This is a genomic window from Achromobacter sp. E1 (genome assembly GCF_037039475.1).
Lineage (GTDB): Bacteria > Pseudomonadota > Gammaproteobacteria > Burkholderiales > Burkholderiaceae_B > Achromobacter > Achromobacter mucicolens.
In genome coordinates this window covers 3,941,660-3,962,894 of the sequence record NZ_CP146253.1, presented here as the reverse complement: position 1 = coordinate 3,962,894, position 21,235 = coordinate 3,941,660, and the positions used below count along the sequence as shown (strand labels likewise).

The 21,235-nt window shown below is 61.9% G+C and carries 16 protein-coding genes; 7 read left to right on the top strand and 9 right to left on the bottom strand.

Features of this window, described 5'->3' with window-relative positions:
• Window positions 1-6 precede the first annotated feature (6 nt).
• Window positions 7-2,355, bottom strand: coding sequence for an acyl-CoA dehydrogenase (locus V6V88_RS18355; RefSeq protein WP_338615904.1), 2,349 nt, complete (start codon window positions 2,353-2,355; stop codon window positions 7-9).
• Between the two features lie 81 nt (window positions 2,356-2,436).
• Window positions 2,437-3,120 (bottom strand): TetR family transcriptional regulator, encoded by a 684-nt coding sequence (locus V6V88_RS18350; RefSeq protein WP_338615903.1) that lies wholly within the window; start codon window positions 3,118-3,120, stop codon window positions 2,437-2,439.
• A 377-nt stretch (window positions 3,121-3,497) separates the two neighbouring features.
• Here V6V88_RS18350 and V6V88_RS18345 point away from each other — a divergent pair, with 377 nt between their 5' ends.
• The 7 genes from V6V88_RS18345 to V6V88_RS18315 all read left to right on the top strand — a co-directional run bounded on the left by V6V88_RS18345 (window position 3,498) and on the right by V6V88_RS18315 (window position 13,723).
• Window positions 3,498-5,102: a hypothetical protein gene (locus tag V6V88_RS18345; RefSeq protein WP_338615902.1), complete on the top strand. Its 1,605-nt coding sequence runs from the start codon at window positions 3,498-3,500 to the stop codon at window positions 5,100-5,102.
• A gap of 562 nt (window positions 5,103-5,664) precedes the next feature.
• Window positions 5,665-6,414 carry a response regulator transcription factor gene (locus V6V88_RS18340; RefSeq protein WP_056323666.1) on the top strand — a complete coding sequence of 250 codons (750 nt, stop codon included), beginning with the start codon at window positions 5,665-5,667 and terminating at the stop codon, window positions 6,412-6,414.
• 354 nt (window positions 6,415-6,768) lie between these two features.
• Window positions 6,769-7,434 carry a response regulator transcription factor gene (locus tag V6V88_RS18335; protein ID WP_056323669.1) on the top strand — a complete coding sequence of 222 codons (666 nt, stop codon included), beginning with the start codon at window positions 6,769-6,771 and terminating at the stop codon, window positions 7,432-7,434.
• Window positions 7,435-7,617: 183 nt separating this feature from the next.
• Window positions 7,618-10,797 (top strand): toxin VasX, encoded by a 3,180-nt coding sequence (locus V6V88_RS18330; RefSeq protein ID WP_338615901.1) that lies wholly within the window; start codon window positions 7,618-7,620, stop codon window positions 10,795-10,797.
• Complete coding sequence (locus V6V88_RS18325; protein WP_338615900.1) at window positions 10,797-11,693, top strand: hypothetical protein; 897 nt, start codon at window positions 10,797-10,799, stop codon at window positions 11,691-11,693. The genes V6V88_RS18330 and V6V88_RS18325 overlap by 1 nt, the downstream gene beginning before the upstream one ends.
• A gap of 118 nt (window positions 11,694-11,811) precedes the next feature.
• Window positions 11,812-12,711 carry a hypothetical protein gene (locus V6V88_RS18320; RefSeq protein ID WP_338615899.1) on the top strand — a complete coding sequence of 300 codons (900 nt, stop codon included), beginning with the start codon at window positions 11,812-11,814 and terminating at the stop codon, window positions 12,709-12,711.
• Window positions 12,712-12,823: 112 nt separating this feature from the next.
• Window positions 12,824-13,723, top strand: coding sequence for a hypothetical protein (locus tag V6V88_RS18315; protein WP_338615897.1), 900 nt, complete (start codon window positions 12,824-12,826; stop codon window positions 13,721-13,723).
• An 82-nt stretch (window positions 13,724-13,805) separates the two neighbouring features.
• Here V6V88_RS18315 and V6V88_RS18310 read toward each other — a convergent pair whose 3' ends face one another.
• The 7 genes from V6V88_RS18310 to V6V88_RS18280 are packed head-to-tail and all read right to left on the bottom strand — an operon-like array spanning window position 13,806 to window position 21,201.
• Complete coding sequence (locus tag V6V88_RS18310; protein WP_338615895.1) at window positions 13,806-15,077, bottom strand: glycosyltransferase WbuB; 1,272 nt, start codon at window positions 15,075-15,077, stop codon at window positions 13,806-13,808.
• Window positions 15,074-15,634, bottom strand: a complete 561-nt coding sequence (locus V6V88_RS18305; RefSeq protein WP_056323682.1) for a putative colanic acid biosynthesis acetyltransferase — start codon at window positions 15,632-15,634, stop codon at window positions 15,074-15,076. Before V6V88_RS18305 ends, V6V88_RS18310 begins: the two co-directional genes overlap by 4 nt.
• Window positions 15,631-16,518 carry a glycosyltransferase family 2 protein gene (locus tag V6V88_RS18300; protein ID WP_338615893.1) on the bottom strand — a complete coding sequence of 296 codons (888 nt, stop codon included), beginning with the start codon at window positions 16,516-16,518 and terminating at the stop codon, window positions 15,631-15,633. The genes V6V88_RS18305 and V6V88_RS18300 overlap by 4 nt, the downstream gene beginning before the upstream one ends.
• 13 nt (window positions 16,519-16,531) lie before the next feature.
• Window positions 16,532-17,662, bottom strand: coding sequence for a glycosyltransferase (locus tag V6V88_RS18295; protein WP_062839169.1), 1,131 nt, complete (start codon window positions 17,660-17,662; stop codon window positions 16,532-16,534).
• A complete protein-coding gene (locus V6V88_RS18290) occupies window positions 17,655-18,947 on the bottom strand; it encodes an O-antigen ligase family protein (RefSeq protein WP_338615892.1) in 1,293 nt (430 codons plus the stop codon). The genes V6V88_RS18295 and V6V88_RS18290 overlap by 8 nt, the downstream gene beginning before the upstream one ends.
• A gap of 26 nt (window positions 18,948-18,973) precedes the next feature.
• Complete coding sequence (locus tag V6V88_RS18285; RefSeq protein ID WP_223576224.1) at window positions 18,974-19,891, bottom strand: glycosyltransferase family 2 protein; 918 nt, start codon at window positions 19,889-19,891, stop codon at window positions 18,974-18,976.
• A gap of 5 nt (window positions 19,892-19,896) precedes the next feature.
• Complete coding sequence (locus V6V88_RS18280; RefSeq protein WP_338615890.1) at window positions 19,897-21,201, bottom strand: oligosaccharide flippase family protein; 1,305 nt, start codon at window positions 21,199-21,201, stop codon at window positions 19,897-19,899.
• Between the last annotated feature and the right edge of the window lie 34 nt (window positions 21,202-21,235).

The window sequence follows — 21,235 nt, the reverse complement described above, 5'->3', positions numbered from 1 at the left end:
CCTCCCTCAGGCGACCTTGCGTTCGGCCGTGGGCCGGTACGCGTCGGCGGCGCCGAGGTCAAAGGGGAAATCATCCACTTTCACCACGGTGTCGCGCAAGCGGTTGCGGCGCTTGACCACCGCGTACTCTTCCGCGGTGATGCCGCCGATGGCCACCGCCGCGTCGGCGATGTCGCGCACATTCGCTTGCGGATTTCCGTCCAGCACGCCGCGCTTTTCCAGTTCGCGGATCTTGGCCTCGATCGGCTCGGCGTCCAGCGTGGCGGCCAGCGCCTGCTCGATCGCGCCCACGGGCTCGTCCGCGGTGGCGGGCAGATGGCAGCCGGCGGTCAGGCGGTCGCGCGTGGCGCTGGGGCTGATGAGCAGCCGGGCCACGTCCTGGCCAAGCTGGTCCGACGGCGGGATCTGGCTGTGGCCCCACGGAAACACGATGCGGCGAATGATCCAGGCCACCGCACGGTTCGGGAAGTTGTCCAGCACGCCGTCAAAGGCTTCCTGCAATTTGCACAATGCGTCCTGGATGGACCAATGCGCGAGCGGCGCGTCGGCGGCCTGCCGGCCTTCGTCCTCGAAACGCTTGAGCGTAGCGCTGATCAGGTACATCTGCGACAGCACGTCGCCCAGCCGCGCCGACAGGCGCTCGCGCCGCTTCAGACTGCCGCCCAGCACCAGCATCGAGGTGTCGGCCAGCATCGCGAATGCCGCGGAATAACGGCCCAGCAGCTGGTAGTAGCGCTTCATTGCGGGCGAGACGTCGGCGTTCACGGCGGCAAACCGCGCGCCGGTCAGCGACGTGCCCAGCGCACGGAACGTGTTGCGCGCCACGAAGCCCGCGTGGCCCCAGAACGCGGCGTCGAAATCATCCAGCCCCCGCTTGCGGTCCGGCGATTGCGCAGCCTGCATTTCGGCCAGCACGTAGGGGTGGCAGCGGATCGCGCCCTGACCGAAGATGATGAGGCTGCGCGTCAGGATATTGGCGCCTTCGACCGTGATGCCGATGGGGATCTGCTGGTAGGCGCGGCCCAGGAAGTTGGACGGTCCCAGGCAGATGCCCTTGCCGCCGATCACGTCCATGCCGTCGTTGACGACCTGGCGCGCGCGCTCCGTGACGTGATACTTGACGATGGCCGACACGACCGAAGGCTTTTCGCCCAGGTCCACCGCGCCGGCCGTCATGGTGCGCGCGGCGTCCATCATGTAGGTGTGTCCGCCGATGCGCGCCAGCGCCTCTTCGACGCCTTCGAACTTGCCGACCGGCATGCGGAACTGGCTGCGCACGCGTGCATAGCCGCCCACGGCGCGCGCCGTCAGCTTGGACATGCCGGTATTCGAGGAAGGCAGCGAGATCGAGCGGCCGGCGGCCAGGCATTCCATCAGCATGCGCCAGCCCTGCCCGGCCATGGCGGGACCGCCGATGATGAAGTCCAGCGGCATGAAGACGTCGGCGCCGCGCGTGGGGCCGTTCATGAACATGGCGTTCAGCGGGAAGTGGCGCCGGCCGGTGTCCACGCCGGGGTGGTCGTGCGGCACGAGCGCGCAGGTGATGCCCAGGTCCTTCTTGCCGCCCAGCAGGCCGTCTGGGTCGTACAGGCGGAATGCCAGGCCCAGCAACGTGCAGACGGGCGCGAGCGTGATGTAGCGCTTGTCCCAGGTGACGCGCATGCCGATCACCTCGCGGCCCTGCCATTCGCCCTTGCAGACGATGCCGCTGTCGGGAATGGCGGCCGCATCCGAACCCGCCCACGGGCTGGTCAGCGCAAACGCCGGCACTTCCTCGCCGCGGGCCAGGCGCGGCAGATAGTGGTTCTTCTGTTCCTCGGTGCCGTAATGCAGCAACAGTTCGGCCGGACCCAGCGAGTTCGGGACCATGACCGACACGGCCAGCGCCGAAGAACGCGTGGATAGCTTGGTCACGATTTCGGAATGGGCGTAAGCGGAGAACGCAAGGCCGCCGTACTGCTTGGGAATGATCATGCCGAGGAAGCCCTCGGACTTCAGATAGTTCCAGACGTCGGCGGGCAGGTCGAAGCGCTCTTGCGTGACGTGCCAGTCGTTGACCATGCGGCACGCGGTCTCGGCCTGGTTGTCCAGAAAACGCTGCTCTTCGTCGGTCAGCTGCGGGCGGGGATAGGCCAGCAGACGGCTCCAGTCGGGCCGGCCGCGAAAGAGCTCGCCTTCCCACCAGACGGTGCCCGCCTCGAGCGCATCGCGCTCGGTGTCCGACATCTGCGGCAACACCTTGCGATACAGGTTGAAGATCGGCGCGGACAACAGCGCCCGTCGGATGGGGCGCACGCCCAGCAACACGGCGGCCAGGAGCGCAATGACAACCAGCGCGACGATGACTGCGTACATTTTCTTGTCTCCTCGTTGTTCTTCAGGTGCGTGGCGGCCTTTAAAGGAGGGCGCGCCGGCCGGGCGGGCGGTGGACGGCGGTCAGGCGCCTCCGGGGCTTGCGTTCACGTGCGGCAAGGGCGAACGCAGCCCGCCCAGCAGAAAACTCATCAGGCGCGGCAGAAGCAGTTCGCGGTCGTTGGGCTGCTCGGCTTCGTCGCTGGCCAGGCCGGTGACCGAGCGCAGCAGGTCGGTGCCCATGATTGCGTACGACGTCGCGCCCAGCATGAACTGGAAACGCCAGATGATCTCGGCGCGGGGCACGTCCGGCAGGGCGGCGAACAGCGCGTTGCGGTAGCGCGCGAGCACGTCGGCGTATTCCTCGGCAAACAGCGCCCGGATGAAATCCGTGGGATCGGTCATCGTGCGTTCCAGCAGCGGCAGGAACGTGCTGCCGGCCTGCGCGGGATCGGCGGCCAGGCGCAGCAGCGTGCCGAAGAACGCATCGACGATCTGCGAGGGCTTCAGGGGTTTGCCGCCGGATTGCGCCTCCAGTTCGTCCAGAAGGCGCATGCGCTCGCGATTCAGCACTTCCAGGCGGCGTTTGAGCACCGCCTGCACGAGTGACTCCTTGGAGCCGAAGTGATAGTTCACCGAAGCGAGGTTCACACCGGCCGCGCCGGTGATCTGGCGCATCGACGTCGCTTCGTGTCCTTGTTGCGCGAACAGGGACTCGGCGGTGTCCAGGATGGCTTCTCTCGTGGGTGTGGAGCGGATTTCTTGCATAAGGTTGAATTCAAACGTTTGTTTCAATGCATTATGAGGGAGCCTTGGATGAGAGGCGAGCCTCTGCTATCCCCAATAGGGTTTACCCCTAAGCGCTAGCGGCCGTGGTGTTGCTTTTGCTGCGTGCGCGCTTCGCATCGTGCGTACGGACGAGGCTCTGCCGGGAAGAAGCATGAGGCGCGGCCCGCGCGGGAGGTTGAGATTTAGCCGAATGTCCTCGGACACCAGTCCTAGGATGAATGCGCTCTGGAACGCACGCTCAAAAGCCCGCAGTATCAGCGCGAGAACATAAAAGCATTGCCCCGGGTGTGTGCCGGGCGAGGCCCTGCGCAGTCACGGCGCGGCAGGCCAATCGCCCTGATACAGGAGCACGAGAAATGACGACGTACAAGGTGGGATTGCTGGTTGACGGGTATGAGCAACCCGGCTGGATGCACGAGATGGTTGAGTGGCTACTCCACAGTCAGGAGTTCGAGCTCACGGCGTTGCTGGTGATGAACGGTGAGGTCGCCGACAGTGCTCCGAGGCTGAGCGTGAAGGCGCTGTTCGGCACGCTGTCGCGCCTGGAAGGCAAGCTGCTGCCGCAGAAGCAGCGCGACATGCTGGCCTGCCGCGACATGCGCGACAGCCTGCAGCAGGCCGGCGCGGCGGTCATTCCGCTGGCGCCCGGCGATGAGGATCCGCAGGCGCGCCGCGAGGTGCAGGCGCTGGGGCTGGACCTGGTGATCACGCTGGGCGCGTCGCTCGCCACGCGCTCGCAACTTTCCAGCTGGTCGCGGCTGGGCGTGTGGCAATTGAGCTATTCGGATATTGCGGTGGCGACCAGCCGTTATGCCGGCTTCTGGGAGGTCTTTCAGCGCGAAGATCACACCACCGTGAAACTCTGGCGCATCGGCGCGCGGCAGGAAGATGACGAACTCCTGGACCAGCGCAGTTTCAACACGGAAGTGTTCTGGCTGAAGAATCAGGCCCGCGCTTTCAGTTTGGGAAACTTCATGGTCTATGACGCCTTGCAGGCGCTGGCCCATGACCGGCCGGGCGTTGCGCCGCCCGCCATGCAGATCATGAGCGGCCCGCGCCGCGCCGACCCGGCAGAGTGGGACAGCGCCGCATATATTGCGCGCCAGGCGTGGTTAATGTCGGATCTGGTTGTGCGGCGCATCATGAAACGCAATGTCCGGTGGCGGATCGGTATGTTTCCCTCCGCGCGGCAGCAGGCGGTGGTATCGGAGGCGATGGTATTGCAGCCGCCCAAGGGGCGGTTTTTCGCGGACCCCTTCGTTTATACGCACGACAAAAAACCATATATATTTTTCGAGGACTATGATTTTACGTCCCGCAAGGGCACGATCTCCGTCGCGACCTACTCCGACGGGGCTTTCCGGCTGTTGGGCACCGCGCTGAACCTGCCTTATCACCTTTCATTTCCGTATATTTTTGAACACGAAGGCGTGACATACATGGTTCCGGAAACGTGCGGAAATCGCAGTATAGAGCTATGGAAATGTACGGAATTTCCGCTGAAATGGGAGCTGGATGTTAATCTGATGACCAATATTTCTGCCGTGGACACTATTATTTTTAAACACGGTGAATACTGGTGGCTATTGACAAATATCGACCGGACTGACGGCCAGAGCCACTGCGACGAGCTGTTCGCGTTTTTCTCGGATTCGCCCCGTTCGACGTCCTGGACGCCCCACGCCTGCAATCCGATCGTGCGCAACCCGATGCGCGCCCGAAACGCCGGAATCGTTGTCTCGCCTGGCGGAGACGTGATCCGGTGCGCCCAGTACCAAGGCTTCTGTCACTACGGCAAGGGCGTCTCGCTGAACAAGATTGAGGAGCTTTCGCCTTCCACTTACGTCGAAACCGATGGCGAGATCCACTACGCTAACTTCCTGAGAAAACGCCATGCTTCAATGCACCATTGGCATCATCAGGGGGGGCATACGGTATTTGACTTCGCCTATATGGAGTAAATACGCCCGCGGGCGTAAAAATAAAAATGTTACCGTTATTTCGATTGCAGGGATCGCTCACCGGCGTGATGTGTCGACAGATACAAGTTGACAGCTTTCCCTCCCCATCCGGCACCCCAAGGCCGCGTCAGGCAGATGCCCTGACGTGGCTTTTTTTCGTCTGTAACACGGGCATTCCGGGCGTGGCAGCCCGGCAAACGCAGGCCTTGTCATAGGGAGAACCGCGGGTGCAACGGGGTGATGCTGGTGAAAACCCTAGCGGTAAAAAGGACGAGATGAGGTTCCTCATCCGTATTTAGGAACATGATTAAGGCTAACGATTGATTTCTGATTTTGTCGGATTATATCGCCCTGAAACGTCTTGATTTTGACAAATCCGAACCATAAGATGGGTTCCATGCCATCCGTTATGTTGGCTACCAAAGTCGACCAGCCTAAACGTCCCGGTTCAGCTTCATTAGATATTCCGGGATATGCGGACCACCCCCGCAGGGCTGGATAAATAATATCTTCAGCACAGCGAAGATCCCTTCTAGGCCCGTCGAAAAACCGGGAGGACACCATGGCCAAGATGGTCCTGATTGAAGCCCATCCGCTACTGCGGTTGGGGTTGTGGCAAATTCTTAGCAAGTTGGATGATGTGTGGGAGATCGAGGGGATGGGCCTTGCGGACGTGTCCAAGGCCGACGGCGTGCACGCGGGCGCCGATCTTCTGATCTATGGATTGCCAGTGGATACCGATGAAGCATGGAGCGCCTTGCACGAGATTCAGCGCGTGCTGACGCCCAAGCGGATTCTGCTTCTGACGGACGTCATGCCCTTGCCCATGCCGGTGCAAGGCCTGCCTGGCGCCAGTGTGTACGGTTGCCTGATGAAGACGGCTTCGGTCGAGATCCTCGAGGCCGCCATCCGCCTGGTAATGGCGGGCGGGCAATGCTTCCCGAGCGAACAGGCGCTGCAGGCTCCGGCCTCCGCCGTATGCGCCTTGCCGTCGCGGGATGCGGAAGAAGGCGGCGCGAAGGGCGCCATGCCGGTCAGCGCGGGCGCACAACTCTTGCAGATCACGCCGCGCCAGTACGAAGTGTTGGTGTTGCTTGCAAGGGGCTATCCCATCAAGACCGTCAGCCGGATGTTGAACATTTCGGTCGCGACCGCGAAGACGCACGCGTGCACGCTGTACCAACGCCTGCATGTCAAGAACAAGGGCGAAGCCGTGTACGCGGCGCTGCAACGCGGCGCGACCCTTGAATGGCATGAACCGAACGGGCGCGAAGTGGATGCCGGGCAGATCTATGGGCGCAAGCTCGGTTAAGCAAGGTTTGCGCTGCCTGCCCGGCAGCAGGAACGCCCGTTCCAACGCTGCCGGGGCCCCGCATAGCCAATACGGCTAAGGCATAGAAAGCAGGTGTTCACGTCGCTGTCGCCTCGCTTTCCGCCACCAATCATCCTCCTGAACGAGATTCAGCGAACGTAGCCGCTGATAGCATGAGTTGTGTCCGCAAGCATGGATTGATAGGGCGAATCACTTAGTCTCGCCACTGCAATCCCAAGGCTGCGGACAGGATTCCCCTGAACCTGGCGACGCGCGTGAACCCGCGCATTGCGCGGCGTCGCGCCAGCGTCATGGGAACCGTAATGGGCCATGCGTCACAAGGTTCTTCCCGGGATGACAACCGTACTGATCGAAGACTACGCTCTGCTTCGTGTCGCAATTCAGCATGTGCTGGAACGTGTGCGCAACGCCGACGATATCCTGGCCATCTCGCCAGCCCACCTCCTTAATATGTCCAGCTCGATCAACAAGCCAGTGGAGTTGCTGGTGATCGGTTGCAGCGGCACCGCGGAAGAGGACATCGGCCTTCTATCGCAGGCCATGGCCTTTTTCATGCCCAGGCTAGTGCTGGTGCTGTATTCCGCGCTGGACCAGAGCGTGATGGCCGCGTGTGCGCGCGCCGGGGTCGCGGGCTATCTGCCCAAGGCTTCCAGCCCCGATGCGCTGGCCGCGGCAGTCAGCCTGGTGATTGCGGGCGGCGAATGCTACCCGCAGCCTGCCGGCCGGCCGCCCAGCACCGCGCACGCGTCCGTGCAAGAGCTGCGCGAGCTCACGCAGCGGCAGGAGGAAATCCTGCAGTTGCTCGTGCAAGGCAAGACCATGCGCGAGATCGGCCAACAGGTCGGCATCTCGGTCGCCACCGTCAAGAGCCACGCGCGCACGCTCTATTGGAAGCTGAACGCGCGCAACCAGGCCGAGGCCGCGTACATCGCGGTGCAGATGGGACTGGTGCGCAGTTCGAATGGGCAGCCTGCGCCGGCCAAGGGCGACGCGAGCTGAAACGAGGACGTGAGTCAGGGCCTGTGCGGGTGGCGCTGCCGCCCGCACAGGCCCTGGCTTTTCTGCGCGCCTCACAGTTGTCGCAATAGAAGCTGACGAACTTCAAAATCGTACTTGTCTGATACCCAAGCCTGGGCGGGCGTGCCGTAATGGGCGCGCGCAGGCTGGGCACGCATTGGTGGTGTGGAAGGCCTGTGGTTTCCGGGAGCCCGACATTCCTATCCAGTCCGATTTCGCTTCGCATTTGCCATCGACGACAAGTCCTTCGACGTCGTCGTGTACACCTTGCGGGAAGGTCTGTCCAACGCCTTCGTGTTGCCTGTGGGCCATGAAGACCCCGCTATGACAACGCCGCACAAGAAAGCGCTGGGTCCCGACCGCCCTAATGAAAAACAACTGGGCAAGGCCATCTCACCGCCATCGTGTCAGCGGTGTGTGCCCATCTACCCTTTGCGCTACGGCGTTGCTGAGCGCACCTGGGATAAAGGCGTGTTTCCCACGCTCAGCGCTGAGGGCTATCCCACGCTGGCCGCCGGCAAGGCATACGGTCTGCGCGTGCTGCGTCCAGGCTCCTACGTTTATCTCTGCTACTTCCAGAACGGCCGGATGTGGACGCAGCACTATCAAGTCACCGACGACATGCGATTTGCGCGCATCTGGTGGACTTCTGCAGACGAAGACGATGCCATCCCCGGGCGGCTCGCTCGCCCCGAAACGGTCAGCGCCAAACCTTATCTATCTGCCCCAGCGACCCAAGAAGCAGACGTCGTCTACCTGCTGACCAGCGAAACGATGCTGACCCATGCCAGGCTCTGGAGCATCGAGAACGATACGGGCGGCATCCGCTCCAGGTTGGCGACAAAGGTCAGGCCCGCTGGTGGTGTTGAGCAACCCCATGTGTTCAACATCGCGTTGCTTGCCTACGCGACGCCGGAACTGCGACGACCCGACTTGAGTGGCAAGTCGGGGTACTACACGTGGAGCGAGATATCAGCGCCGGAGTCGTTCCCCACCTACGAAACCGTCATCCCGGGCGCTTACGTCGAGCTTGTTCCGATCAAGGATATCGTTCCTCTGGCGGTCGTGCTGCACGACCCGATCGGCGTCATGAGTGAACTGGCGCATCTTGTCGCAGTTGCGGCGGCAGATCGGCAAGCTTATGAAATCGATAACAATCACGCCTACACAAGCGCCACCGTCATAAAACAATACTTGCAGAGCGTTCAGAAGCGTGCGACCCCAGCAGCCTATGCCAAAAGGCGAGACCTGATTCGCTTTGACGCGAACGATGACGCGGACCGCTTCCTTGGCAATGCTGTTCCATACATGCGCTCGTATGAGCAGACAGTCAGGCGGAAACAGGCCGACATTGACACACTGGTGAAGGACCTCGAAGGCTGGATCAGGACTGGCGGCAGCGCCATCGCCAAGGATTGGCAGGATGGATGGTTTGGCAAGGTGCTGTCCTGTTTTGACTTGGGTGCAAAAGAGAATGCCCAGGACTACGAACGCGTTGTTGCACACTGCGTGGGTAACCTGACTCACAGCGAAAGTGGCCGATCGACGTACCGGAGTTTGTTGCTGGCCCCACCAGAAAGAAGTCCTGTCTGGTTGGCGCTAGCGCATGGCATCCCTGAGTTGCACGCCAATTTCGCCAACCCTGCGCCGCTGAAGAACGTGCTGGACGTTGGGATTGCGGCCTTTGCGCCCATCCTTCAACTGAACGTCTCCTATCCAGCGACCCAGTCCTCAGATGTACTCGTAAGCCAGATGCTTTCTCAGCTTGGTGATACGCGTTTGCCCGAGGCCACAGCCAGCAGCATCGTCCGGCGATTACGCCTGTATGCAGAAGTCCGCGTTGGCAACACCATTGTCACGTACCGCGTGTCTAGCGCCGAGGCGAATTTCCAATACTCCCAGTTCCACGGTGAACGAAGCATGAACACCGAACAACTAAGGAAGTGGGGTATTACCGTCAAGCAGCCATTGCGCAATCAGCCAGCGACGGTGCTCCTTTACGAAACCGTGCGCATTGGTGATCAAGCAACCCGTATTTCCCCTGCCCAACCGTCTGTGCACAATCCGCAGCCGTTCCAACTTGAAGGCAATGTTTTCAAGCGGATGCTGGATCAGGTTCGTCAAAGTAAAGCCTACGGCGCCGCGCAGACTGGAATCGTACGCGGGGAATATGGGTTCACAGGCCTGGCCGCCATTTCCGCCATCATGGCACTTCGGTCGTCGATCAAAGATCTCGCGAACGGGAAGATTGATCGATCAGTTACTGGGTTCGCCAACGGGGCTAGCGCCTTGGCGGCGGTATTCGCTGTGATGAGCTCCGGCATGTTGCTGAAGGGCGACGCGATTCAGCTACATGCACTCGCGAAAGGGAACTCGTTGAGCATGGCGCGGGAAGCAGCCCGCGAAGTGCGAAAGCTAGCGACAAAGCTAGGCGCAGTAACTGCCGCTATTGGGGCAGTCGCTGATGGATTACGTGCCGCTAGCGCCTACGCCACGCAACAAAACTCCGAAGCAGGTCGAATGTATCTGGCGTCTGCTGGCTGTGGAGTACTTGCGACTGCTGGACTGCTTTTAAGCGCCTCCAGCGTCGTCCTCGGCGTCATTGGGCCAGTCGGCTGGCTTGTGCTGGCTTTTATCGCCACCCTAGGAGTAATTTATTTCAGCATCCAGGCCGCTCTCGCGAAATATCAGCCCGACGAAGTCTGGTTGGCACACAGCTTTTGGAGTCAGGGTGATCGAGCATACCGTTATAGCTCTCTGGACCAGGAACTTGCCGCATTCCACGGTGCCGTTTATGGCGTCCGCGCGGTAGCGAATTGGGAAACCCCCGAGGTGTCGGTGGGTGATATTGCAGTCCGCAGCATTCCCATTTACGGACTCTGGCAAGACAGCATTGATCTAAATCGCGCTATCGCCCAAGAAAGGATAGGAACACTGTCCCTATCTTTGGTCCTGCCCGGCTATCCAACTTCGGGCGAAGAGTCGCAGCAAGTAAAGCATGCTGAAGTCTTCCAATACACGCTCAAAGCCAGGCGGAACGGCCAAATACTAAACATGGTTCGGGGGCCCATCGCGGCATCTCCGGAATACCGATTCCCTTTTGATGCGGAATGTATGGTTGTTGACAAGGATTTCATTCAAGATGGCACCCGCCAGTTGAGTTGGCAAATCGTTATGCGGGAAGACACAGAGGTCATGCTGGACTACTGTTACAGGCCGGATGTCGTTAACCAGCCTAGTCTCGCGCTGTTCCCGCAGCGAGAACCGCTTGTCTTTACACGCGGCACGTGGCTCACGGATCCTATTGACGAAGAGTTGCTTGCTCCAGTCGCGGAGCCCAAGTGATGCGGACTACCAAGAAAATTCGAGTGCCTCGCCCAACGTTTAGGGAAATCCAGAACAAATGGCGGCTCTTTCGCTTCGCGAGTACGTTGTTGCCAGCGCTGCCCGATACGCAGGAACCCGCCGCCATCGTAGCAACACGGTTGAACGACCATTGCATCGAGGTCGTTTCCAATACGTTGCAAACTGAAGGCGCGGGATTTTTACTTCGACTTTTCACCTTCTTTGGACTGCTTTCGTTTTTTTTGGCAGTGATTGGAGTATTCGGTGGCTGGTCTGCTGGTGTACTCGTACTTTCACTCGGTCTACCTTGCATCGGGCTTATATGGTTTTTTTTGCCATGTCTTCTGGCACCGCGTTACCGATACCGTAGTTCGAAAGTACGGTTTGACCGCCGTGGCCGTCGCGTCTACTACGTTCCATATCCTGAGGAAAGCTCGGATGCAATATGGGAACTTGAGTGGGATCGGCTTCAGGGCATCAGCTGGTCCACAGGACAAGCGCAAGCGTATCTTTACCTTGTGGGCTATACCTGCAACCTGCCTGAGTCTCAATTGGTCAAGATACCCATAATGCTTAATGAGAAAATTTTCGCAAGCCACATATGGGCTTGGCTTCACGGTTTTATGGACAAGGTCGAAGCCTTGCCCGCACCCAAAATTATCGCGTTCCCTCAAAATTCGCGTGATGTGCTGATGCGCTACGGTGGTCGTTGGATCGCATGGTCCCTCACCACAAAGAAGGGACGGCTATGGCTGCCTTTGATGATCTGGGTGGATTTGGCGATTCTGCTGATATTCATGCCCGTCCTGGCGTTGCCGCAACTGATCGTTCTTCTGTATCCGGAGATCCGATTCACGGAAGAGAACGATCGACATTGTGGTTTTTCTACGGATTGAACATGAATGTCAGGTAAGGGCGACGAATCGCATGCTGTTCCGCGACCGCCAACGCCTGCACAAAACCCGGCCCACGCCATTTCAAGTGTTTCCCCTCCCTCGCCCAGAAGCCTGAGTAATGCAAGCCACCAAGCAAGCCGGACAGCCGCGCCCGTCGTTTAGGAAGATCCAGGAAAAGTGGCGGCTATTTCGCTTCGCAAGTACGTTATTGCCTTTGGATCCTGCCGCTCACGAAGTACCAGCTATCGAAGCAACGCGTTTAAATGAAAATTGCATCGAAGTGGTTTCCGATACGCTACAAGGGGAACTTGAGGGAGTGGGTCTTCGGCTGCTCACTTTATTCGGGCTAGTAGTTTTTTATATTGCATTGATCGCGGGCGTCGACGATGGGTTTGGAATGATTTGGGTGCCTATGCTAGGTCTCCCGATCATAGGGCTTTTGGGGTTTTTCCTTCCGCGCGTGTTGCTGCCGCGATATAAATACCGATCTTCGAAAGTACGTTTTGACCGCCGTTCCCGGCGCGTGTACTACGTCCCTTATCCAGAGGAAAGCTCAGACGCGATATGGGAACTGGATTGGGACCAGTTGCAGGGCATTGATTGGACGACAGGTAGATCGCAACCGTATCTCTACCTTGTTGGTTATACCTGCAACTTGCCGGAGCCTCAGTTAGTGAAGATACCCGTAATGTATAACGGTGAGATTTGGGCGAGCCATATCTGGGCTTGGCTTCATCGTTTCATGGATAACGTTGAAGACCTACCTCCACCAAAGATCATCACGCGTCCTGAAAGGCCGAGTGATGTGCTGATGCGTTATGGTGGCCGCTGGATCAAATGGTCCCTGACTACAAAGCAGGGGCGGCTATGGTTGCCTTTGATGATTTGGGTTGATCTCTCGATTCTGCTGTTGTACATGCCGTCCTGGAGCTTGCCGCAACTGATTGTTCTTCTGTATCCGGAGATCCAATTTCCGGAACAGAACAATCGACATTGTGGTTTTTCAACGGATAAATAGAAAGAGTGGGTTCAGTGACGCTTTTCATGCCTTCCAGCGTCCGCCGCTTCAGCACCATGCTCGGCACACGCCACCTCGAATGTTCCCTTTCGCCCGCCTAAAAACCTAAGTAATGCGAACTACCAAACAATTTCGGCAGCCGCGCCCATCGTTTAGTGAAATTCAGAACAAGTGGCGACTGTTTCGTTTCGCAAGTACGTTGTTGCCACTGCGGCTCGATATGCATGAGACCGCCACCATCGAAGCAACACGGTTCAATGAGAGTTGCATCGAAGTGGTTTCCGATACCTTGCAGGATGGCCATGAGGGGGTAATCCTTCAGGCATTTACTTTCTCAGGGCTTTTTTCATTGCTGTTTGCCGTGATGGGGGGCTTCGGCGGCTGGTCTGTAGGCGTGTTAATTTTTTCTCTCGGCCTGCCCGGCTTGGGAGTTGTGTTGTTTTTCCTTTCTTGTGTCTTGGGGCCGCGCTACCGATACCGATGTTCGAAAGTACGTTTCGATCGCCGTAGCCGTCGTGTCTATTACGTCCCGTATCCCGAGGAAAGCTTGGACGCGATATGGGAACTTGATTGGGATCGGCTCCAGGGCATCAGGTGGATGACGGGGCGAGCGCAATCGTATCTTTACCTGGTGGGCTACACCTGCAACCTGCCCGAGCCGAAACTGGTAAAGATACCCATAATGGCTAATCACGAATTCTTCGCAAGCCATATCTGGGCATGGCTTCAACGTTTCATGGCCGGCCAGGTTGGAGGCTTGCCCGCACCAAAAATCATCAAGCTTCCTCAAAAGCCGAGCGATGTGCTGATGCGTTACGGGGGGCGCTTGGTCATGTGGTCCATCACCACAAGGAAAGGGCGGCGATTTTTACCTCTAATGATCTGGGTTGATCTCGCGATTCTGCTGCTATACATGCCATCCCGGGCCTTGCCGCAACTGATCATTCTCCAGTATCCGGAGATCCAATTTCCGGAAGAGAACGATCGACATTGTGGTTTTTCAACGGGCTAAGCAAGAAGCGCGGGGCAAGTCACTCTCCATGTCGCCCCCGCACCCGCCAACACCTGCGCCAATTCCCTCACACCCCCCCCCTTCAAACATCCCCCTCACTCGCCCGCGTTCCCGCCGGCGTCGCGCGGCCCTTGTTTTTCGCAATGGCCATGAACTCCCGCTCCGCCGCGCCCAGCACCGCATCCACGTGCAGGTGCGCCATCGCATACTGCCGGGCGGCGGCGCCCAGGGTTTCGCGGATCTGTGCGTTGTAGCTGAGTTTGCGCACGGCTTCGGCCATCCCTGCGGCGTCTTCGGGCGGGGTCAGCAGGCCGCAGCGCGACACCACGTTGGCTAGCTCGGTGCCGCGCGCCGCGCCGCAGACGACGGGGCGGCCGGTGGCCAGCATGCCTGTCAGCTTGGACGGCATGACCAGGTCGGCCGCGCCGGCGCGTTGCGGCAGCAGGTGGATGTCGGCCGTGCCAAGAAGCGCGCCCAGGCGTTCGGCCGGTTGCAAGTCCAGGAAGATGACGCGCGTGAGGCCGCGGCACTTTTCCTCCAGCGCCGCGCGTTCGGGGCCCTGGCCGCAGAACAGGAACCACAGGCGGTCTTCGCGGTTCAGGCGGCGTGCTACGTCGGCGAGGATCTGCAGGCCCTGCTTGCCGCCCATGTTGCCCGAATACAGCGCGACGATGGCGTTGTCCGGAATGCCCAGCTGCGCGCGATAGTCGCCGCCTTCGGCTAATGGCGTGATGGCATTGACGTCGATCCAGTTGGGCAGCAGCACGGCGCGGGCGGGGTCGATGCCTTTGGAGAGCGCCAGGTCCAGCATGCGGTTAGAAATCGTGGACACGCGGTCAAACCTGCGCATCAGCCAGCGTTCGGCGCGCTTGACCATCGATCGCAGGACGCCGCCCTTGAGCAAGCCCAGTTCGAACGCCGCGTCGACTTCGAAGTCCTGGATGTGCAGCCAGGCGCGGGCGCCGGTCAGGCGTGCGGTCAGCCACGCGGCCGGGGCGCAGAAGAGGGCGGGTTCGACGACCAGGATGATGTCCGGCCGCCGCATCGCCGCGCGCAGCAGCGACGGCAGGCTGGACAGCGCGAAGCTGGCCAGATGCACCAGCCGCTTGGCGCCGCCCGGTCTTTCGGGGACCCACAAGGGTGCGCGCCGCACGGTCACGCCCCGGCGCGTTTCCTTGGTGTAGCGTGTGCCGCGGTAGCCGTCGTGGACCCGCCATTGCGGGTAGTAGGGCGGGGCGGTGACCACGCCGACCTCGTGCCCGCGCGCGGCCAGCCACTCGGCGAGTTCGGCGGTGTACTTGCCGGTGCCAGTCAGTTCGGGCGCGTAGTTGATGCCATAGATGAGTATTTTCATGTTGGCGTGGCGGTGCGTGGCCGGATGGGGCGGCACGGGTTGCCGTGGCACACCATCGCGGCGGGCATGTTGCGAAACACCGAGCTGCGCGCGCCGATCACGGCCTCGCGTCCGATGGTCACGCCCGGCCCGACGAATACGTCCGTGGCCACCCATGCGCCGTCTTCGACTCGCACGGCGCGTTCGCGCAGCGGAAAGTCGGGCCGGCCGGCATCGTGATCGGCTGCGCACAGATAGCTGCGCTGCGACACCACGGCGTGCGCGCCGATGTGGATGGGGCCCAGGCTGTAGATCACGGCGTCGTCGCCGATCCAGGCGTAGTCGCCGATTTCCACTTTCCAGGGATAGGTGACCGTGGCCGTGGGCCGGATCAGCACCTTGTGCCCGACGCGCGCGCCGAAGCGGCGCAGCAGCCAGCGGCGAAAGCCGTAGGCTACCTGCGGCGACCAGCGGAACAGAGTGCCCTGCACCATCCACCACAACTGCACGGTCAGCGCCGACCGTCCGCGCTGACCCGGCGCCAGCGCGAACTGGTCCAGGCGTTGCAAGGTGCTCATTTGGCCGCTCCCGCAACGGCGTCGCGCCGCGATGCGGCCTCGCTGGCCTTGCGCGCCTTCAGGATCTCTTCGGTCTTGATGCGGATCTGCCAGTAATACATGGCGCGCGCGACCGCATAGTCGTAGCCGGCCTTTCCATCCAGGAATCCCAGTTTGAAGACATAGGAGTGCAGGAACGAGATCGGCGCCTTGAATGGCATGGCCTGGAAGATGCGCTTGAGCAAGGCCCGGCCGCCGACGTTGGCCTCTCGCGGATCGTTCATCAGGCCCTTGGTGCGCAGGTTCGCTTCCCAGTCGGAATAGCGGTTGTGCTTGTCGAAGTAGTGATACAGCGAGTCGTGGTCGTTGTGCACCATGCGCTGTCGCAGCGCAAAGGTCTCGCCCTGGACCTGCGGCTGGTAGTGACCCTCGACCTCCCACATGTTGGCCACGTCCAGGTCGTCGTAGTCCAGAAAGCGCGAGCGGTCGCGCGCCAGGAGCGCCAGCTTGTAGACGCGATGGCCATGTTCCAGCTTCTTGCCGCAGAACACGTAGTCGAAGGGCACGAAAGCGCCGCCAGCTCCCGCGGCAAAGCGCGGCAGGACCTCGCGGATCTCGGCGGCCAGGCCCGGCGTCATTTCTTCGTCGGCGTCCACGTACAGCACGACGGGGTGCGTGAAGGGAAGCTGCTCCAGGCACCACTGCTTTTTCTTCGGATACTTGCCGTCCCACTGGAAATTCGAAACGCGCGCGCCCATCGCCGTGGCGATCGAGCAGGTCGCGTCGGTGCTGTTGGAGTCCACGACGAAGACTTCGTCGAACTCCACCAGCGCCTTCAGGCACTTCGCGATGTTGCGTTCCTCGTTCTTGGTCATCACCACGACGGATACCGGTATCTTCTGCATGATGCTGTCCTGTTCAGGGCGTTCCGCGCTGCATGAGCGGGCGGAAGAGATCGATGACGTTGCGGCAGTGCCGCTCGAGGGAAAAGGCGTCCGCGCGCTCGGGGCCCTGGGCCGCAAGCTTCTCGCGCATCTCGCCGTCGTAGGCCAGCCGACGCACCGCCTCGGCCAGCGCCTCGGCGTCGCCTACCGGCACCAGCAGCCCGTACCGGCCGGCATCCAGGATCTCGGCGGGGCCGTGCGGGCAGTCGGTGGAGATGACGGGCACGCCCAGGCACAGGGCCTCGACCAGCACGTTGCCGAAGCTCTCGCGCACGGAGGTGAGCGCGAAGGCGCCGGCGCCGGCAATGACCGGAAACGGATTGTCGATGTGGCCGGCCAGCGTGACCTGCGTGCGGGACGGCCGGTCGTCGATGCGCTTTTGCAGGGCGGCGTGCTCGGAGCCTTCGCCCAGGATCGTGAACGCAATGCGCGGGTCGTCCAGCAGCGCGGCCGCGTCGATCAGCGTGGCGTAGTCCTTGACGGCCTCGAGCCTGCCCACCGCCACCACGTGATAGGGCGAGTCGCCGCCATCGGCCGTCTTCGGCTTGGCGCCCTGGCGCCGCACGTTGTCCAGCGGCACGCCGTTGTAGATGGTGTGCACCTTGCCGCGCAGTGGCGGAAACATGCTGACCAGGTCTTCCTTGACGCCGCGCGACACCCCGACCACCGCGTCGTGCCGCCGGTAGGTCTGGCTGACCAGCCAGCACTTCAGGCGGCGCATCTTGGAGGCGCCGTAGTGGATGGCAGGGCTGCTGTGTTCGAAGGCCACCGTGCGGAAGTTGCCGCGCAGGATCTTTCTGGCCAGCACGACCAGCATGTTGCACAACAGGCCGTGCGAGCAGACGATGGCGGGCTTTTCGCGGCGTATGTGCTGCAGCAGCTTGAAGAACGCCACGGGCAGGGCCAGCCGCAGCTTGGTGGGAGACTCGATGATCGGAAATGCGCGGGTGACCTTGGGGTTGGCGATGGGATACTCGCGGTTGCGCGAGCGCAGCAGGAACAGGGCGGAGTCCACCCCCTGTTCCGGCAGCGCATCCACAATGAAGGCGACGCATCTTCCGACGCCGCCATGCAAGTCCGGTGCGACAAACAAGACATCAGACATGGGGTATTACTCGCGTGGGTGGCGCCCGGCGCACGATGTCCGGGCGGGGGCTGGGAGCGGGAGATTCTTGGCGAGGCACGGGCATGATCTGGGCATTTCGCATCAGCGAAAGGCAGTAACACAGCAGAAAGCCGGTAAACGCGGTCTTGGGCGCATAGGCCAGGCCGCCGGACATCGAGTCGATGAAGATGTAGATGGGCGCGGTGGCGAGCAGGTATCGCCGGTGCATCTCCAGCCCGGGATGGGCGTAGCGCCGAAAGAGCGAGAACAGCAGGATGAGCAGCGGCGGCAGCATGATCATGATCGTGCCGACCACGCCGAATTTCATCAGGTAGAACGCCCAGGAGTTGTGCGCGAACGTGCTGAGTTCAAAGCCGTTCTCGCCCATCACCCAGCTGCGAAAGCCCGCACCCTTGCCAAAGACGGGGCTTTCGGCAAAGAACTGCATCTGGCCTTCCATTTCCTGCACCCGCGCGCCGTAGCTGGAGTCTTCGTCCAGGCGTTCGACGCTGAAGATGCGTTGGGTCAGCACGTCCAGGTAGCCGATGCTGGCGAAGATCAGCACGCCGGCCACGGCGGCGGGCGCGAAGATCATGACGGCGCGGCGGCGGATGTCGGCATTGCCTGCCAGCAGCACGGCGATGACCACGGAGATGGCAAGCTGCAGGTATTGGCTGCGGTTCAGCGAGAACACCAGCGCCATCACCATGTACAGCGTCAGCGCGTAGGCCTTGGGGCCCGACACGTTCAGCGTGCGCCGAAAGTACAGCAGCGACACCACGCCCATCGGAATCGCCCAGACGCCCAGGCGCACGTTGCGCAGCGGGTTGGCGACGCTGAAGCCCGTCGCCTGCTCCGCCAGCATCAGCGTGGCGACCGCCAGGCTGGCCGCCACGATGTACTTCTGCAGGATGGCATAGGCGTGGGGACTGTCGATGTCCTTGTAGCAAAGGAACGGCGTGCACAGGAAGTAGAAGACGATGCGCAGATCGCGCGCCACGTCGCCGGTCTCGATCCCGGGATGGTCGGCCGAGACCACCAGCAGATAGATCACGGAGATGGCCTGGATGCCGAGCAACACGCCCAGCGCGCCGCGTGGCAGCGCGTAGGCGCCCGGGTCGGCCAGGCGCAGCGCCTTGACCCCCAGCATGGCCACGAACAGCAGATCGAAGGGCGACAGCTTGAAGCTGCCCACCCCCACGATGAACCTGTCGTCGTTCAGCGCCAGCGCGGTGAAGACGAACAGGCCCAGGAGATGCAGGGTGGAAAGGCGGCGCGTGGTCATTGCGGTTCCGTATCAGTGAGGGCAGCCTAGTGCGCGGCCCAGTCGTCCCGGCCGAAGATCTTGGTGGTCAGCTTTTCCAGCAGGTAGGTCAGGTCCCCCTGCCGGGCATGCGCGGCCACCTTCGAGGCGCGGCACGACAGTTCGAACAGCTTTCCCAACCCCGGCTCGGTCCGGCGGATGCGGCTGACGATCTGTTCGCGCTCTTCCAGCAGCACGTCCTGCATCAGGGCGGTCTTGGTCTCGTCGTGGGCGGTGTACACGCCCAGCGCGTCGGGAACGATCAGGTTCTTGCCCTCGCGCAGCAGCCGGCTCCACAGTTCGAGGTCCATGCAGTACCGCATGCTTTCCTGCAGCAGGCCGTACTTGCGCAGCAGGTCACGGCGGAAGATGGCGGACTGGTTCGGGATGGAGGCCTTGACCACGGTCAGCGTGCCACGGTTGACGGGCGTGTAATGGATCTTGCGGAAGATGCGGTTGTTGGCGTCCGCCACGAATAGGTTGCCGCTGACGATTGGCGCGCGGCCCTTGGCCGCGGCGGCGCCCAGTTTGCGCAGCGCGCCCGGGAAGTACAGGTCGTCCGAGTTCTGCCAGCCGACGTAGTCGCCCGTGGCGCGTTCGAACCCCTTGTTGATCGCATGCGACTGGCCCCGGTCCGGGGTGCTTTCCCAATAGGACAGGTAGCGCTCGTATTTCTTGATGATGTCCACGCTGCCGTCGGTGGAGCCGCCGTCGATGATGATGTATTCCAGCCGCGGATACCCCTGGTTCAGCACGGACAGGATGGTGCGCTCCAGGAACTTGGCCTGGTTGAACGAGGGCGTCACGATCGTCACCTTGGGCAGCAGCCCGCTGGCGATGGGCGCCGGCGGACGAAGCTCGCGGACGAAGTCGATGAGCTGGCGTGAATACTCGTTATGGCGCTTGCGCATGTAGGACCTCAGCATGTTGGTTATCGGGTGGCCGCAGGCATGGCGCCCGGAAAGTCGGGGCGGGATTGACGGATGGCGAGGGCCACGCCGGCCAGCGTGATCGCCGCGTAGGCCATGCGGCCCCAGGCTGCGGCGTGTTCCCCCGCCACGTGAACCAGTCCCGCCATGACGCACAGCATCGCCAGGCCGCCCAGTCCGTTCAGGATTGCGACAGCGCGGGAATTGCCGAGCCCCAGGAGGGAGAAGTGCGCCGCGGCGTTCAGGGACAGGAGGCCCGACGCCACGATCAGCAACTGGAAGGTGCCCAGATGGCCGCTGGCGACGTTCTCGCCCAGCAGTACGTTCAGAAGCGGCTTGCTGACCGCCAGCACGGCCAGCGTGGCGCTGGCGGACAGCGCCAGGTTCCACAGCATCATGCGGCGGATTTCGCGTTCCGCGGCGCCGGGGTAGGGCGGCGAGACGGACAGCCGCGTCACGCGCGGCATCGCCTTCTGGAAGATGGCGACGGACGCCGTATGGATGATCTGGCCGACCTGCACGCCGACGGTGTAGATCGCCAGCGCCGCCGGTCCCATCAGGCTGCCGACCAGCACCCGGTCGACCGAGCCGAAAGCCAGCGCGCTCAGGCTGTTCAGCCACGACCAGCGCGAGAAGCGGAAGGCGGCCATCATGGCGCCGCGGTCGCGCACGGGCCGCACGATGAATCGGTCATAGGCGCGCGAGAACACGCGCATCTTGACGCTGCCCGCGATGAGCAGGCCCAGCGCCTGCGCCAGCCCGGTCCAGGTGGGTGAGGCGGTGTACCAGGCGGCCGCGCACGCCAGCGCCATCGTGCCGGTTCGGCTGAAGACCTCGCACAGCGCGGTGGCGCGAAAGTCCTCGCGTCCCTTCAGGCAGCCGGAAAAGAGCTGGTCATACTGCTGCGTGAGGTAGATCGCCAGGGCGGGCATGGCCAGCATCGTGACGGCCACGCCGCCAAACGTGGCGTCCGGCCAGCCCAGCCCCACCACGCCCCACAGCAGCACGGCGGCCAGGGTGGCGACGGCCAGCGCACAGCCGATCAGCGACATGCTGACGCCAGCCGCGCGATAGGCGCCGCCGGGCTCGTGCATGCTCTCGGAGACCAGCTTGGTCGCGGTCACCGCCGCGCCCAGGTTCGCCGCGTTGCCGAACCCGGCCAGCGCGATGATCATGGAATATTGGCCGAAGCCGACCGTGCCGAGCTGGCGAAAGAGGATCGGCAGCGCCACCAGCGCCGCGACGGGACCGATGCCGTATTCCACCAGCCCCCAGAAGGAAGCATTGCCGGCGATGTGTTTCTTCACGAATCCAAGCATCGGTAGCCCTGTCTGTCATGCT

Coding starts and splice junctions, on each gene's coding strand:
- V6V88_RS18355 (WP_338615904.1), bottom strand. CDS start 2,355: ATGTACGCAGTCATCGTCGCGCTGGTTGTCATTGCGCTCCTGGCCGCC.
- V6V88_RS18350 (WP_338615903.1), bottom strand. CDS start 3,120: ATGCAAGAAATCCGCTCCACACCCACGAGAGAAGCCATCCTGGACACC.
- V6V88_RS18345 (WP_338615902.1), top strand. CDS start 3,498: ATGACGACGTACAAGGTGGGATTGCTGGTTGACGGGTATGAGCAACCC.
- V6V88_RS18340 (WP_056323666.1), top strand. CDS start 5,665: ATGGCCAAGATGGTCCTGATTGAAGCCCATCCGCTACTGCGGTTGGGG.
- V6V88_RS18335 (WP_056323669.1), top strand. CDS start 6,769: ATGACAACCGTACTGATCGAAGACTACGCTCTGCTTCGTGTCGCAATT.
- V6V88_RS18325 (WP_338615900.1), top strand. CDS start 10,797: ATGCGGACTACCAAGAAAATTCGAGTGCCTCGCCCAACGTTTAGGGAA.
- V6V88_RS18320 (WP_338615899.1), top strand. CDS start 11,812: ATGCAAGCCACCAAGCAAGCCGGACAGCCGCGCCCGTCGTTTAGGAAG.
- V6V88_RS18315 (WP_338615897.1), top strand. CDS start 12,824: ATGCGAACTACCAAACAATTTCGGCAGCCGCGCCCATCGTTTAGTGAA.
- V6V88_RS18310 (WP_338615895.1), bottom strand. CDS start 15,077: ATGAAAATACTCATCTATGGCATCAACTACGCGCCCGAACTGACTGGC.
- V6V88_RS18305 (WP_056323682.1), bottom strand. CDS start 15,634: ATGAGCACCTTGCAACGCCTGGACCAGTTCGCGCTGGCGCCGGGTCAG.
- V6V88_RS18300 (WP_338615893.1), bottom strand. CDS start 16,518: ATGCAGAAGATACCGGTATCCGTCGTGGTGATGACCAAGAACGAGGAA.
- V6V88_RS18295 (WP_062839169.1), bottom strand. CDS start 17,662: ATGTCTGATGTCTTGTTTGTCGCACCGGACTTGCATGGCGGCGTCGGA.
- V6V88_RS18290 (WP_338615892.1), bottom strand. CDS start 18,947: ATGACCACGCGCCGCCTTTCCACCCTGCATCTCCTGGGCCTGTTCGTC.
- V6V88_RS18285 (WP_223576224.1), bottom strand. CDS start 19,891: ATGCTGAGGTCCTACATGCGCAAGCGCCATAACGAGTATTCACGCCAG.